This is a genomic window from Roseibium sp. (genome assembly GCF_965232425.1).
Taxonomy (GTDB): Bacteria; Pseudomonadota; Alphaproteobacteria; order Rhizobiales; family Stappiaceae; genus Roseibium.
Genome location: NZ_OZ246971.1, coordinates 437,779 through 452,263, shown reverse-complemented (window position 1 = coordinate 452,263; position 14,485 = coordinate 437,779). Strand labels below are relative to the sequence as shown.

Below are 14,485 nucleotides of genomic sequence, written 5' to 3'. Positions count from 1 at the left end.
AAACCGACGGATGGGTGCTTTCCGATCCCTGTTCCCGACCCGGTCTCATCCTGAGGAAGGCCGCAGGCCTGTCTCGAAGGACGCCGGCGTAAGACGACTGCGCGTCTCGACGCCCTGCTTTCGAGGTCATGAACCGGAAGCCCGCCAGGCTCTGCGCCTGACCGCACCGGGCAGGGACATCGACCCGAGGCAGGACGCTGATTTCCTGCCGCGCGAACCGCTTCGATTGTTCGCAGAAAGGTCATGTTTTTCAGCGTCTTGATGCTTCTGCCGGAGGATCTCATCCACATCGTCATCGAAGCTCAAAAAACTTTGCCGGAATGCTGGACAAGGTCTGAGCGAGCCTCTATAAGGACCGGGCTTTCAACGAACGGGGCTCCGCTCCACCTGCTTGCAAGCGCGCCCAGATAGCTCAGTTGGTAGAGCAGCGGATTGAAAATCCGCGTGTCGGTGGTTCGATTCCGCCTCTGGGCACCACTCTTTCCCTTCCTTTATCACATTGTTTTGTTGCTCCATTCGCCCGTGTTGCGGGGAATATATGGACAAACGCCGCTGCAGGTATTCTCTGGTGTGCCGGGGGTGCTTGCTGGTGCGCCGGAATAGACGCTGAATGTGACGGCGAAGTCTTCAGAAGTTGCGCTCTCGGCATAATTCGCTGCCAGTGCTTCTCCTATAGTTTTCCTCCTTTCAACAGGAACAATGCGGGGTCCATGGCAGCCTATTTCCGGCTTTTTTCTGCGGAAATCGTGGCACGAGGTGACGAGGTCGTGGGATCTGAACCCAGGGAAAACGGGCATCCATGTGGTTTGTGTACAAGCTCTTGGCTGAAATACGGAGCGCCTGAGCAATATGAAAAAGGAAGTTGCAGCGCAGGTCGTTGACCTGTTTCTGGAGTTCGGTGCAAGGCTCGATCAGTCGGTGTCACTTGTGCAGCACGCCAGCTCCGAAAGCGAATACAATACCTATCGCCGGTCGGTCGGAAAGGTGATGGGGAACATGTTGCTCGATGTCATGAACCCGATCTTCGAAGCATATCCCGATCTGAAACCAGAAGAACTGGTTGGAATACCGAACGAGACGCGACAAACAAGGATGGCGTCTCCCGATCGGCGCACGATTCATTCAAAGGTGAAACGAGCCATGCGTCAAACAGCCAATCTTGCCTTGCTTTTTCTGCAATGGGCTTTGTGTTTCAACGGTCTGCTGCTCATTATGGTCGCTTCCAACACGTATGTCATGGAAAGTCGGCTCATCCCCGTGTTGCCTCAGGTAGCGGAAACAGCCGACACCTACGTCGCACCTGTTTTTCAGCGCCTCATGGTTGGCATTGCAACGGGTCTTGTCTCAGTGGGGCTCAGTGCCGTTCTGTATTACCTGCGCCGATCACGCGTTTGTGGACCGTGGTGCTGGTTGAGAAGGCCCGCAGATCCTCGTGGAACGGCGACTTGATGCAGGCGGGGTCGGTCTCCGCGGCATTGCCGGTGACGGCGAAGGCCTGGCAGCGGCAGCCGCCGAAATCGATGTCCTGGCGCGGGCACGCTTTGCAACGGTCCGACATCCAGTCCGTTCCGCGGTAGGCGTTGAAGCTGTCGGAGTGCTCCCAGATCGTTTGCAGCGGTTTCTCGCGCACGTTCTCGAAGGAAAGGCTTGTGATCGATTGCGCCGCATGACACGGCAGCATCGTGCCGTCAGGTGCGATCATGAAGGCGTCCTTCGCCCACCCGCCCATGCAGGGTTTAGGATAGTCGGCGTAGTAGTCGGGGGGCACAAAGTCGATGTTGAGCACACCTGTCAGCTCTTCCCGCACCCGGGTCACGAAGTCGATCTGCCGGGAGACCTGCTCGCGGTCGGGCAAGAGGGCCGCCTTGTTGAGCTCCGCCCAGCCGTAATACTGCACATTGGCAATCTCGAGACGCTCCGCATCAAGGTCGAGCGCGAGCTCCACGAACTTCGGAACCTCTTCGATATTGAGCCTGTGGATCGGCGCATTGATCGTCAGCGGCAGCCCAAGTTCGCGGGCCTGACGGGCCGCTGCACGCTTCTTTTCGAAGGCGTTCCTGTAATGCCCGATCCTGAACGTCGTCTCGTCGGTTGCCCCCTGAAAACTGATCTGGATATGGTCCAGTCCCGCGTCTTTCAGGGCCTGCAGACGCTCGGCAGAAAGTGTCACGGCCGCCGTGATCAGGTTGGTATAGACGCCGCCTTCCGCGAGGCGGGCGACAAGGTTTTCAAGATCCGGCCTGAGCGTCGGTTCGCCGCCTGAAAGATGCACCTGCAGGACGCCGAGATCGGCGGCCTGTCTGAAAACGTCGAGCCAGGTTGCCGTGTCCAGCTCCCGGTTGGCCTTCAGCAGTTCAAGCGGATTGGAACAATAACCGCATTGCAGCGGACACCGGTGCGTGAGTTCCGCAAGGAGTCCGAGAGGCATGTCGATCGTGTCGCTCATTGCGGAGCGCCATTCCCGCAAGCAGGTCTGACAAGCAGCCTGTCGCTCCAGTCCTGGAGAAACTCCAGGACGTCTGCCAGGATTTCCGAACAGGGCGCGCTGAATTCCTTCGACAAGGCCTCCGCGATCTCACCAATGGACCGTGTGCCGTCGCAGTTTTTCAGGATCACCACGCTTATATCGTCCGGCCACAGGATTTTCTCGGGCGCAAGCACCACCCAGCTATCGCGTTTTTCGTTGAAAACCAGGCGCACATGCGCAGGCAGTCTTGGAATGCTGTCTGCTTTCAGGATTATCCGTTTGCGTACCACCGTCACGGCCTGTCGCCACCCTTATTGTCTTTTGTCTTCCTCGCGCGGACGGAACGCGCCGGGCGGAATGCTGCCGGGCGAAACATAGGCGTGCTGAAGCGCGTCCAGCATCGCCCACAACAGGTCACACTTGGAAAGAAGGGCGTCGACCGCATCGGCCTGTTTGTCCGGTGTGTCCGCCCACGCAATGACGAGCGCCAGGGCATGTTCCGCATCTCGCGGTGCCTGTTTCAGCCGTGGCGTGAAATAGGCCAGCGTGTCCTCGGTGATGTAGTCGTAGCGGGCTAGCATCGCGGGCACGCGCTCGCCGATCGCCACCGGCGAGAACAGTTCCGTCAGGGAGGAGGCAACGGCGACAAGCAGGGACGAATTCGAAACAAGATCGAGATAGGCACCGACCGCGTATCGCGTTGCGGGCAGGGCAAACCTGCGCGAGCGCACCATGCCCGTGTCGAGCCCCAGCCCTTCCGCAAGCTTGAGCCAGCGCTTTATGCCACCGTCCTGTTCAAGGTCGTCATTGCCGTCGTGATCGACGATGCGCTTGATCCATTCCCGCCGGAACTCGGGATCGTCGGACCGGGACAGGATGATGCTGTCCTTCTTGGGAATGGCATCCTGGTAACAGAAACGATTGAGCGCCCAGGCCTGCATTTGCGCTTTGCTGAGCTCGCCCGCGTTCATCATTTTGTGGAACGGGTGATGGATATGGTAGCGGTCGAATCCGGCGGTGCGCAGGACCTCCGTCAGTTCGGCCGCAGAGAGCAGCCTGCCGTCTTTCCTGATGCGGTCCGCCGCCGATTCCGGGACGCCGCTGCCGATCGGCTCCGCGATCGCGGCAGGGTGAGAAACGGCAAGATCTGTCATAGCTCCAGCTCCATTCCGTCGAAGGCGACTTCCCAGCCTGCCGCAAGAACGGCTGACGTTTCGGCCGAACGCGGATCGAGGATCGGGTTGGTGTTGTTGATATGGATGAAGACACGGCGCTTCAGGTAGACATCGGCCAGGCCCGCCAGACTTCCCTCCGGTCCGCCGATGGCAAGATGCCCCATGCGCGCGCCGGTCTTCGAGCCAACGCCCGTGTTGGCCATTTCATCGTTCTCAAATACGGTCCCGTCGAACATCAGGCAGCCTCCGCCGGAGATCCGTTGCTTGAATGGGGCCTCGATTGCGGCACAGCCGGGGACGTAGAAGAGCGTCTTGTCCGCCGCGCCGATGTTGGCGGTCCTGCGGACGGCAAGTCCGATCGTGTCACCGCTTGACGTGCCGAAATCCGACTTTTCCGGGTCTTCAAGAAACAGCGCAACTTTTCCCGGGACGCTGAAGGTCTCGATGGAAAGGCCGAGAGGGCCATCGGGACCGTGAAGCTCCGTTTCTCCTTCAAGCGCCAGCTCGCGGCGCTCGACATGATCCGGGTTGAGCACCTGAAAAATGCTGTTCGAGGCCAGCGTCTCAAGAACCCGCCGCGTGGCGTAAAGGGTGAACGGCTCCCTTTCGCGCAGGGAAAGAAGACCCGCAATGTGATCGACGTCGGCATTCGTGAGAATGACGGCCCTGATCGGCGTTGAGCGCAGGGGTGCATCGGCGGCAGGCTGCAGGTCCGATGTTGCGGCGATTTGCTGGCGGATGTCCGGTGACGCATTGAAAACGGCCCAGTTCCGGCCATCGGCACTCGCAGCAATGCTGGACTGCGTTCTGGCTAGAAAACCGGGCCGGTTTTCACGAACTGCGCGGCTGAGAGGCGCATTACAATTCCATTGCGGGAAGCCGCCTCCGGCCGCCGCGCCCAGAACCCTGATTTTCATCGTGGCTCTTGCTTAGCCGTGACTTACTTGCGCTTGCAGGTGCCGATTTCGGCAGGCATGTAACGCGTGACTTCGAAGCCGGCTTCAGTGGCCTTCGTGGACGGCTTTTTCCAGGTTTTCATGTTTTTCCTCCTCTAAGCGATTTTCGCAAAAAAAGCCTAGCATGCCATCCGGGATATGTAACCGGTACTTTGGTGCCGGTATCGCTGCACAGATGTCAGGTGCGGTGAATCGTTCAGCAGACGATCAAATCCCTGAAAAGTAGCTATTGAAAAAGGCGACCACGTCTGATTGCATGGAGGTTGCGGGGACCTTCCGGATTCGGAGATACAAGTGAAACTTGTCTGGTACGCCGCGCTCGTGGTCATCGCAGTGCTTCTCACAGGAACCCTATACGTCACCAATCAGCTTTCCGAACGGATTGCACGCTTGGAAATACATGAAATCGATCAGCTGTCCGCGCGGGTCGGGAGGCTTGAATTGGTGAAGCGCACCGAAATCGCGGCCTTCGTCAAGGGTTTGTCCGTGCTGTGTGGCCATCAGGAGCTGAGCCAGGATCTGTTTGATTTTGATGCCGGCGAGGGCGCCGATCTTTACACGGCAAATCTGAACGGCGTTACTTTGGTAACGCGGCTCAAGGATTACGGGCTGAGGCCGGAAAGATCCTTCTGTGAGAACGAGTTGAGCCAGTTCATCTCGCAAAACGGCCTCTAGGGTACGGGCACTTAAATGAGGCGGAGGTGGTGTGAGGCGGATTGCTTCTCCTCAAGGAGCGGAAGCGCAGGAAATGTGGCTCATTTTCAAGCCTTCCGCGACGCCGGGGAGGCGCAATCCGGTCAAATCCGAAGGACATGGAAATGGCTTCACCCCGTGGCGTCAGCGTGCTTGACCGGGCAGGAAGCCTGCTCCGCACACGCTTCCTAACGGGATCTCGCCATTTCGCATGCCATTTCAGTCTCATTTATGGGTCCATCACCTAGTGTGATTTGGTAAACGAGGACGGGCCAAAGACCGGCCGGTCGCACCTGCGCCGGACAACACACTCGCGGTGGAACCAATTTGTGTGCAACTGCGGGCAGGCCAGGTTCTGACCCGTCTTGCCTGTTCCGGCGCGGCTTGTTCTCCTGTTTGCAGATCGGTCATTGCCGCTTCATAGGCCGGAGAGTGCATGATACTGCCCCGGGATACAGCTCTCCGGAAATCGTAGTGACAAGAAATAATCATATCTGACAGATATTTAGATTAATTTCTTTTTTCCGTTGGGGAGGGTGCAGGGTTGTCGCGGAGCTTCCGGCAAAAATTAGATTGAATTTTGTTTAAAATACGAATAACATATACGTGATAATTTTGCTTATGGGGGCGTGGGCTGAGTATCGATTGATTTTGCTTTTTCACGGGGCTTCGGCATATTTCGCCGATAGGTGAACCAACACTGAGTGATTAGAACGGTGTCAGCCGATCAAGGACTGTCACAGTAATACTGTGGCAAAGTCCCGAGTGCGCATGCTCAACTTAAGTATCATCTTAGCATGTCTTGCGTTCAGCAAAGGAAAATTATTTAAAATTTTGCTAATTTTATTGACGTTTGCTTAATTTTTACGCTAAACTAACCAAGCGTAAATTTTAGCGAATTTAGAGATTTGAAAGAAGGGGGTTTTTATGTTTGCTAAAAGTAAATATTTGAGGGGCTTGGCTGTGGGATTGTTCGCAGCTGGCGCCTCTTTGGTTGGAATGAAAGAGGCTAGCGCGCACGCGACCTCTATCGGCTATGCGAATGCCGGTCCGGGGATCGTCGCCGTTTGGCTTGGTACATATAACCACGGCACGAGCAGCCACCATCTTGAAGGTAGCATGAACCTGACAGGTGTGGACGTGATCTACAATCAGACCAACCCGTTCACGCTTGCTGCCGGTGTCGGTGGCGCGCTTTGGCAGGGTTATGCCGGGTATCAGGGTGCCGCGAAGCCGGCGGGCTTGGTCGATGGCACTACAAACTTCTACGGTTGTAACAGTACCGGCGCGCTTACAAACTCCTGTACCGGTAGTGCTTCAAGCTTCGGTCAGCCGGATCACTGGCAGGGTGCGTTGTTCGCGGGTCTGACACCGGGAACCTACCAGTTCAACTGGACGCCGATTGCCAATCCGACGGCGGAGTGGTCATTGTTGAATCCGAATATGAACGGCCAGTTCACGATTTCCGGGACTGTCATCAACCCGACGAACGTGCCGATCCCGGCAGCACTTCCGCTCCTGGGTGGTGCTCTGGGTGCGCTCGGTTTCTTTGGCTGGCGCAGAAGAAAAGCGTCCTGAACGCGTTGCCTATAGATCTCTGGAAAGCGGCCCTCGGGCCGCTTTCTTTTTGTGCGGCGGATCAAGCAGGGCCAATGTCTCTCGGACCGCCGCTGCATGTACGACTGTCCGTGTCGCCCACGTCGCCTAAGCGAACAGCTCGTCCCTGACCCGGTCCGCGTCGAGCTGTTCACCCAGCACGGTGAAGTCCGAAATGACCCCGTCGAAGTGATTGCCGGTCCATCCGATTTCACCGCTCGGGCTGCTCCAGCCGTTCGCACCGATCATCAGGTATTCCTCGTTGCCGAGCCAGTCGGACTCAAAGTCGTCGTCGCTGTCGACGGCGACCCCGTCGACATAAAGGACCGCGCCTTCTTCGCCGAACGTGAACGCGAAATCGTGTTCCTTGCCGACTTCGAAGACGTCTTCCGCCTTGAGCCATAGCGAACTTGTCTCATCCTGGAAGCGCACCTTGATGTCGCCTCCGTCGGTGACCCAGGCGGTGAGATGACCGCCGGTGACGTATCCGCTTGCATCCTTCGAAAACAGCGCATCGCAGCCGCTGACGGTATCGGCCCTGAAGGAAAATGCGATCGTTCCTTCAGGGATTTCCATTGTCTCGGAATGCTGTATCGCAATCTGGCCGTCGCGCGTGCCGTCCAGCACCATCTCCCCCGCGATGGCGAAGACGGGGGACATGCCTTCGGGCAGGGGCAGGTCGTCCTTGGTTGGGATGTCGTCGGGCGGTGCGATCTCGCCGCGGTCGGTTGCCATCTCGATGGGCTTGATGGCCTCGTCGATGTCGGCGATGGACTTGACGATGCCGTAGGCCGGTTTCGCCGAGGTGGAGATGTCGGAGAGCGTGATCAGGTCGCCATAGACGGTGACGGTTCCCAGTTCGTCATTCGCGTGGGCACCGCCGCCCGATCCCTGGTCGGAATAAAGGGAGATGACGGAGTGGTCGACGATGCCGTCATTGTTGCTGTCGCCATAGGTGATGGAGCTGATCTTGGTGGTGTGTCCCTCGATCAGGATGCTGTCGCCCTCTGCGCGGTTGAAGTCGGTGATGATGTCGTTGCCGATGACGCCGACCCAGTGGTCGTGGATGTTTTCGTTCTCTCCGGCCACGCCATGCCACCTTATTGTGCCGTCATCCTGTGTGTGTTCCTCGATGAAGCGGGCCTTGGCGTTGATGAGGGTCTGGAAGTAGAAGGTGTCTGCGCCCGCACCGCCTGTCATGACGTCGTCGGCATGAAGGGGCTGGTCGGGATAGAGCTTGCCGTTTGTGAGTTCTCCGAGCGGATCACCCTCGTCGCGGTCCGGGTCGTAGGCGACGTCGCCCTCGCGTCCGTCGGACTGGGAGATGAGCAGGTCGTTGCCGTCACCGCCGTTGAGGATGTCCTCGCCGTGTCCGCCGTCCAGGACGTCGTTGCCGTCACCGCCATTGAGAATGTCGTTGCCGTAGGAGCCCTGGAGGATGTCGTTGCCGCCGTTGCCGTTGACGGTGTCGTCGCCGAGGCCGGCATTGATGGCGTCGTCCTGATCGGTTCCCTCGATGGTCTCGCCCTGGTCGGTGCCTTCGGAATATGTTGCGCCGGAGGTCATCTCGCCCATGTGGTTGAAGCCGTAGGCCATGGCGAGCGCCTTGGCCTCGTCGGAGCCGTGATGGAGCTGCTGGAAGGCAGGCATCAGGTCGTCCTGGGCAAGGGCGGCCAGGGCATCGGCCTCGAATGCCGGGTCGACCTCGCCTGCCAGCGCTGCCATGGCCTCGCCCCCGACCTGTTCGTCGAAGACCATGACGTTTGAGATTGTGCCGTTGAACTGCTGGTGTGCGGTGTGGGCGTCATCGGATCGCCAGGCCCCGGAGGCGCCGACCAGGAAGGAGCGCTCGTTCATGTCCATGCCCTGCTTCATCTCCGGCTCGGCGGCCCAGAGCTGTCCGTTGACATAGACATTGAGCCCGTCCTCGCCGAAGGAGACGGCGAAGTGGTAGTCGGTGTCCTTCTCGATCATCAGGTCCGGGACCTTGAGATACTCGGTGCTGTCGTCTGTTTGCTGGCGCACGAGAATGCGCCCGTCCTTGAGCCAGACGGTGAGGTGCCCGCCGTCGTCATAGCCGCTGCCGTCCTTGGAAAACAGGGCCTGGCTGCCCCAGACATGATCGGCATTGAAGGTCAGCGCGATGGTGCCGGCCTCAAGCGACAGCGCTTGCGCATCGCCCGCATCCAGGTAGTCACCCTTCTCGCCGGAGAACTCCGTCGGTCCCGCGATGGCGAAGACGGGGGCCATGCCTTCGGGCAGGGGCAGGTCGTCCTTGGTTGGGATGTCGTCGGGCGGTGCGATCTCGCCGCGGTCGGTTCCCATCTCGATGGGCTTGATGGCCTCGTCGATGTCGGCGATGGACTTGACGATGCCGTAGGCCGGTTTTGCCGAGGTGGAGATGTCGGAGAGCGTGATCAGGTCGCCATAGACGGTGACGGTTCCCAGTTCGTCATTCGCGTGGGCACCGCCGCCCGATCCCTGGTCGGAATAAAGGGAGATGACGGAGTGGTCGACGATGCCGTCATTGTTGCTGTCGCCATAGGTGATGGAGCTGATCTTGGTGGTGTGTCCCTCGATCAGGATGCTGTCGCCCTCTGCGCGGTTGAAGTCGGTGATGATGTCGTTGCCGATGACGCCGACCCAGTGGTCGTGGATGTTTTCGTTCTCTCCGGCCACGCCATGCCACCTTATTGTGCCGTCATCCTGTGTGTGTTCCTCGATGAAGCGGGCCTTGGCGTTGATGAGGGTCTGGAAGTAGAAGGTGTCTGCGCCCGCACCGCCTGTCATGACGTCGTCGGCATGAAGGGGCTGGTCGGGATAGAGCTTGCCGTTTGTGAGTTCTCCGAGCGGATCACCCTCGTCGCGGTCCGGGTCGTAGGCGACGTCGCCCTCGCGTCCGTCGGACTGGGAGATGAGCAGGTCGTTGCCGTCACCGCCGTTGAGGATGTCCTCGCCGTGTCCGCCGTCCAGGACGTCGTTGCCGTCACCGCCATTGAGAATGTCGTTGCCGTAGGAGCCCTGGAGGATGTCGTTGCCGCCGTTGCCGTTGACGGTGTCGTCGCCGAGGCCGGCATTGATGGCGTCGTCCTGATCGGTTCCCTCGATGGTCTCGCCCTGGTCGGTGCCTTCGGAATATGTTGCGCCGGAGGTCATCTCGCCCATGTGGTTGAAGCCGTAGGCCATGGCGAGCGCCTTGGCCTCGTCGGAGCCGTGATGGAGCTGCTGGAAGGCAGGCATCAGGTCGTCCTGGGCAAGGGCGGCCAGGGCATCGGCCTCGAATGCCGGGTCGACCTCGCCTGCCAGCGCTGCCATGGCCTCGCCCCCGACCTGTTCGTCGAAGACCATGACGTTTGAGATTGTGCCGTTGAACTGCTGGTGTGCGGTGTGGGCGTCATCGGATCGCCAGGCCCCGGAGGCGCCGACCAGGAAGGAGCGCTCGTTCATGTCCATGCCCTGCTTCATCTCCGGCTCGGCGGCCCAGAGCTGTCCGTTGACATAGACATTGAGCCCGTCCTCGCCGAAGGAGACGGCGAAGTGGTAGTCGGTGTCCTTCTCGATCATCAGGTCCGGGACCTTGAGATACTCGGTGCTGTCGTCTGTTTGCTGGCGCACGAGAATGCGCCCGTCCTTGAGCCAGACGGTGAGGTGCCCGCCGTCGTCATAGCCGCTGCCGTCCTTGGAAAACAGGGCCTGGCTGCCCCAGACATGATCGGCGTTGAAGGTCAGCGCGATGGTGCCGGCCTCAAGCGACAGCGCTTGCGCATCGCCCGCATCCAGGTAGTCACCCTTCTCGCCGGAGAACTCCGTCGGTCCCGCGATGGCGAAGACGGGGGCCATGCCTTCGGGCAGGGGCAGGTCGTCCTTGGTTGGGATGTCGTCGGGCGGTGCGATCTCGCCGCGGTCGGTTGCCATCTCGATGGGCTTGATGGCCTCGTCGATGTCGGCGATGGACTTGACGATGCCGTAGGCCGGTTTCGCCGAGGTGGAGATGTCGGAGAGCGTGATCAGGTCGCCATAGACGGTGACGGTTCCCAGTTCGTCATTCGCGTGGGCACCGCCGCCCGATCCCTGGTCGGAATAAAGGGAGATGACGGAGTGGTCGACGATGCCGTCATTGTTGCTGTCGCCATAGGTGATGGAGCTGATCTTGGTGGTGTGTCCCTCGATCAGGATGCTGTCGCCCTCTGCGCGGTTGAAGTCGGTGATGATGTCGTTGCCGATGACGCCGACCCAGTGGTCGTGGATGTTTTCGTTCTCTCCGGCCACGCCATGCCACCTTATTGTGCCGTCATCCTGTGTGTGTTCCTCGATGAAGCGGGCCTTGGCGTTGATGAGGGTCTGGAAGTAGAAGGTGTCTGCGCCCGCACCGCCTGTCATGACGTCGTCGGCATGAAGGGGCTGGTCGGGATAGAGCTTGCCGTTTGTGAGTTCTCCGAGCGGATCACCCTCGTCGCGGTCCGGGTCGTAGGCGACGTCGCCCTCGCGTCCGTCGGACTGGGAGATGAGCAGGTCGTTGCCGTCACCGCCGTTGAGGATGTCCTCGCCGTGTCCGCCGTCCAGGACGTCGTTGCCGTCACCGCCATTGAGAATGTCGTTGCCGTAGGAGCCCTGGAGGATGTCGTTGCCGCCGTTGCCGTTGACGGTGTCGTCGCCGAGGCCGGCATTGATGGCGTCGTCCTGATCGGTTCCCTCGATGGTCTCGCCCTGGTCGGTGCCTTCGGAATATGTTGCGCCGGAGGTCATCTCGCCCATGTGGTTGAAGCCGTAGGCCATGGCGAGCGCCTTGGCCTCGTCGGAGCCGTGATGGAGCTGCTGGAAGGCAGGCATCAGGTCGTCCTGGGCAAGGGCGGCCAGGGCATCGGCCTCGAATGCCGGGTCGACCTCGCCTGCCAGCGCTGCCATGGCCTCGCCCCCGACCTGTTCGTCGAAGACCATGACGTTTGAGATTGTGCCGTTGAACTGCTGGTGTGCGGTGTGGGCGTCATCGGATCGCCAGGCCCCGGAGGCGCCGACCAGGAAGGAGCGCTCGTTCATGTCCATGCCCTGCTTCATCTCCGGCTCGGCGGCCCAGAGCTGTCCGTTGACATAGACATTGAGCCCGTCCTCGCCGAAGGAGACGGCGAAGTGGTAGTCGGTGTCCTTCTCGATCATCAGGTCCGGGACCTTGAGATACTCGGTGCTGTCGTCTGTTTGCTGGCGCACGAGAATGCGCCCGTCCTTGAGCCAGACGGTGAGGTGCCCGCCGTCGTCATAGCCGCTGCCGTCCTTGGAAAACAGGGCCTGGCTGCCCCAGACATGATCGGCATTGAAGGTCAGCGCGATGGTGCCGGCCTCAAGCGACAGCGCTTGCGCATCGCCCGCATCCAGGTAGTCACCCTTCTCGCCGGAGAACTCCGTCGGTCCCGCGATGGCGAAGACGGGGGCCATGCCTTCGGGCAGGGGCAGGTCGTCCTTGGTTGGGATGTCGTCGGGCGGTGCGATCTCGCCGCGGTCGGTTCCCATCTCGATGGGCTTGATGGCCTCGTCGATGTCGGCGATGGACTTGACGATGCCGTAGGCCGGTTTCGCCGAGGTGGAGATGTCGGAGAGCGTGATCAGGTCGCCATAGACGGTGACGGTTCCCAGTTCGTCATTCGCGTGGGCACCGCCGCCCGATCCCTGGTCGGAATAAAGGGAGATGACGGAGTGGTCGACGATGCCGTCATTGTTGCTGTCGCCATAGGTGATGGAGCTGATCTTGGTGGTGTGTCCCTCGATCAGGATGCTGTCGCCCTCTGCGCGGTTGAAGTCGGTGATGATGTCGTTGCCGATGACGCCGACCCAGTGGTCGTGGATGTTGGCGTTCTCTCCGGCCACGCCATGCCACCTTATTGTGCCGTCATCCTGTGTGTGTTCCTCGATGAAGCGGGCCTTGGCGTTGATGAGGGTCTGGAAGTAGAAGGTGTCTGCGCCCGCACCGCCTGTCATGACGTCGTCGGCATGAAGGGGCTGGTCGGGATAGAGCTTGCCGTTTGTGAGTTCTCCGAGCGGATCGCCCTCGTCGCGGTCCGGGTCGTAGGCGACGTCGCCCTCGCGTCCGTCGGACTGGGAGATGAGCAGGTCGTTGCCGTTACCGCCGTTGAGGATGTCCTCGCCGTGTCCGCCGTCCAGGACGTCGTTGCCGTCGCCGCCATTGAGAATGTCGTTGCCGTAGGAGCCCTGGAGGATGTCGTTGCCGCCGTTGCCGTTGACGGTGTCGTCGCCGAGGCCGGCATTGATGGCGTCGTCCTGATCGGTTCCCTCGATGGTCTCGCCCTGGTCGGTGCCTTCCTGGTAGGCGGCGCCGGAGGTCATCTCGCCCATGTGGTTGAAGCCGTAGGCCATGGCGAGCGCCTTGGCCTCGTCGGAGCCGTGATGGAGCTGCTGGAAGGCAGGCATCAGGTCGTCCTGGGCAAGGGCGGCCAGGGCATCGGCCTCGAATGCCGGGTCGACCTCGCCTGCCAGCGCTGCCATGGCCTCGCCCCCGACCTGTTCGTCGAAGACCATGACGTTTGAGATTGTGCCGTTGAACTGCTGGTGTGCGGTGTGGGCGTCATCGGATCGCCAGGCCCCGGAGGCGCCGACCAGGAAGGAGCGCTCGTTCATGTCCATGCCCTGCTTCATCTCCGGCTCGGCGGCCCAGAGCTGTCCGTTGACATAGACATTGAGCCCGCCCTCGCCGAAGGAGACGGCGAAGTGGTAGTCGGTGTCCTTCTCGATCATCAGGTCCGGGACCTTGAGATACTCGGTGCTGTCGTCGGTTTGCTGGCGCACGATGATGCGCCCGTCCTTGAGCCAGACGGTCAGATGCCCGCCGTCGTCATAGCCGCTGCCGTCCTTGGAAAACAGGGCCTGGCTGCCCCAGACATGATCGGCATTGAAGGTCAGGGCGATGGTGCCGGCCTCAAGCGACAGCGCTTGCGCATCGCCCGCATCCAGGTAGTCACCCTTCTCGCCGGAGAACTCCGTTGCGCCTTCAAGAGCGAAGACGGGAGACGGGACTGTGGTCGATCTTGTCGTTGGCATGCTTGGCTCCCCTGATCAGGCAAAAAAGGCCCGTTTTGCCGAAGTGTGCCTCGGCATTTTTGGCGATTGTGTCCAAGCGATTTGTTGGGTGATTTGTTCTTGTGCGCTTAATGTATTCGCGACAATTTGACAAAAAATCAGGTCAAATAAGGCAAAAAAGATACAATAATTTGAAAAAAATCTGTCTCAAGTAACGCAAGTAAAAGCGTCGATTTGTCAAAAATCATGAAGGCATTGGAATTAATGTGAAAAATGACGATGAGACTTCATCCTCATCGCTGCCCGGAGGGCCATTATTATTTAATTTTCGCTTAAACTTCAGGCGGCTCGGACCTGACATTCCGTAAGTCTTTTTTCAGGCTCTTTTCTATTAAATTTATCAATCAAAATTTAGCTTGGTTGTAGGCGGGTTGCATTTCGCAGAGCATCGCGGGTTCTGCGTTCCAGACGCGCAGCATGACACCGGATACAACTGAGCGGCGAACAGGGCCGCGTTTGGCCTGCAAATGAATCGCATGTGCCATGCGTTGAATATGCAACTGCCTGCGAAA

Annotated in this window: 9 protein-coding genes and 1 tRNA gene; 4 read left to right on the top strand and 6 right to left on the bottom strand. The window is 59.7% G+C overall.

The annotated features are described in order from the left end of the window. Nucleotides 1-401 precede the first annotated feature (401 nt). Both ACO08A_RS02145 and ACO08A_RS02140 read left to right on the top strand, forming a co-directional pair. Nucleotides 402-477 (top strand) — tRNA-Phe (locus tag ACO08A_RS02145). Between the two features lie 372 nt (nucleotides 478-849). Further along, the gene (locus ACO08A_RS02140; RefSeq protein ID WP_422039621.1) at nucleotides 850-1,449 is read left to right on the top strand and encodes a hypothetical protein; all 600 of its coding nucleotides are present in this window, start codon (nucleotides 850-852) and stop codon (nucleotides 1,447-1,449) included. Here ACO08A_RS02140 and pqqE read toward each other — a convergent pair. From pqqE to ACO08A_RS02115, 5 genes are read right to left on the bottom strand one after another with little or no spacing between them, the layout of a single operon-like run. After that, nucleotides 1,355-2,446, bottom strand: a complete 1,092-nt coding sequence (gene pqqE, locus ACO08A_RS02135) for a pyrroloquinoline quinone biosynthesis protein PqqE (RefSeq protein ID WP_422039620.1) — start codon at nucleotides 2,444-2,446, stop codon at nucleotides 1,355-1,357. The genes ACO08A_RS02140 and pqqE overlap by 95 nt on opposite strands. After that, complete coding sequence (gene pqqD / locus ACO08A_RS02130; protein WP_422039619.1) at nucleotides 2,443-2,763, bottom strand: pyrroloquinoline quinone biosynthesis peptide chaperone PqqD; 321 nt, start codon at nucleotides 2,761-2,763, stop codon at nucleotides 2,443-2,445. The genes pqqE and pqqD overlap by 4 nt, the downstream gene beginning before the upstream one ends. Nucleotides 2,764-2,778: 15 nt before the next feature. Beyond that, a complete protein-coding gene (pqqC, locus tag ACO08A_RS02125) occupies nucleotides 2,779-3,621 on the bottom strand; it encodes a pyrroloquinoline-quinone synthase PqqC (protein WP_422039618.1) in 843 nt (280 codons plus the stop codon). Then, a complete protein-coding gene (pqqB, locus tag ACO08A_RS02120; RefSeq protein WP_422039617.1) occupies nucleotides 3,618-4,559 on the bottom strand; it encodes a pyrroloquinoline quinone biosynthesis protein PqqB in 942 nt (313 codons plus the stop codon). The genes pqqC and pqqB overlap by 4 nt, the downstream gene beginning before the upstream one ends. A 23-nt stretch (nucleotides 4,560-4,582) precedes the next feature. After that, nucleotides 4,583-4,681, bottom strand: a complete 99-nt coding sequence (locus tag ACO08A_RS02115; protein ID WP_306140579.1) for a pyrroloquinoline quinone precursor peptide PqqA — start codon at nucleotides 4,679-4,681, stop codon at nucleotides 4,583-4,585. A gap of 211 nt (nucleotides 4,682-4,892) precedes the next feature. On the opposite strand from ACO08A_RS02115, the gene ACO08A_RS02110 reads away from it, so the two are divergent. Continuing rightward, complete coding sequence (locus tag ACO08A_RS02110; RefSeq protein WP_422039616.1) at nucleotides 4,893-5,273, top strand: hypothetical protein; 381 nt, start codon at nucleotides 4,893-4,895, stop codon at nucleotides 5,271-5,273. Between the two features lie 945 nt (nucleotides 5,274-6,218). Beyond that, on the top strand, nucleotides 6,219-6,869 hold the full coding sequence (locus ACO08A_RS02105) for a hypothetical protein (protein ID WP_422039615.1): 651 nt from the start codon (nucleotides 6,219-6,221) through the stop codon (nucleotides 6,867-6,869). Between the two features lie 126 nt (nucleotides 6,870-6,995). Here ACO08A_RS02105 and ACO08A_RS02100 read toward each other — a convergent pair whose 3' ends face one another. Then, a complete protein-coding gene (locus ACO08A_RS02100; protein ID WP_422039614.1) occupies nucleotides 6,996-13,934 on the bottom strand; it encodes a LamG-like jellyroll fold domain-containing protein in 6,939 nt (2,312 codons plus the stop codon). Nucleotides 13,935-14,485: the final 551 nt, after the last annotated feature.

Coding starts and splice junctions, on each gene's coding strand:
- ACO08A_RS02140 (WP_422039621.1), top strand. CDS start 850: ATGAAAAAGGAAGTTGCAGCGCAGGTCGTTGACCTGTTTCTGGAGTTC.
- pqqE (WP_422039620.1), bottom strand. CDS start 2,446: ATGAGCGACACGATCGACATGCCTCTCGGACTCCTTGCGGAACTCACG.
- pqqC (WP_422039618.1), bottom strand. CDS start 3,621: ATGACAGATCTTGCCGTTTCTCACCCTGCCGCGATCGCGGAGCCGATC.
- pqqB (WP_422039617.1), bottom strand. CDS start 4,559: ATGAAAATCAGGGTTCTGGGCGCGGCGGCCGGAGGCGGCTTCCCGCAA.
- ACO08A_RS02115 (WP_306140579.1), bottom strand. CDS start 4,681: ATGAAAACCTGGAAAAAGCCGTCCACGAAGGCCACTGAAGCCGGCTTC.
- ACO08A_RS02105 (WP_422039615.1), top strand. CDS start 6,219: ATGTTTGCTAAAAGTAAATATTTGAGGGGCTTGGCTGTGGGATTGTTC.
- ACO08A_RS02100 (WP_422039614.1), bottom strand. CDS start 13,934: ATGCCAACGACAAGATCGACCACAGTCCCGTCTCCCGTCTTCGCTCTT.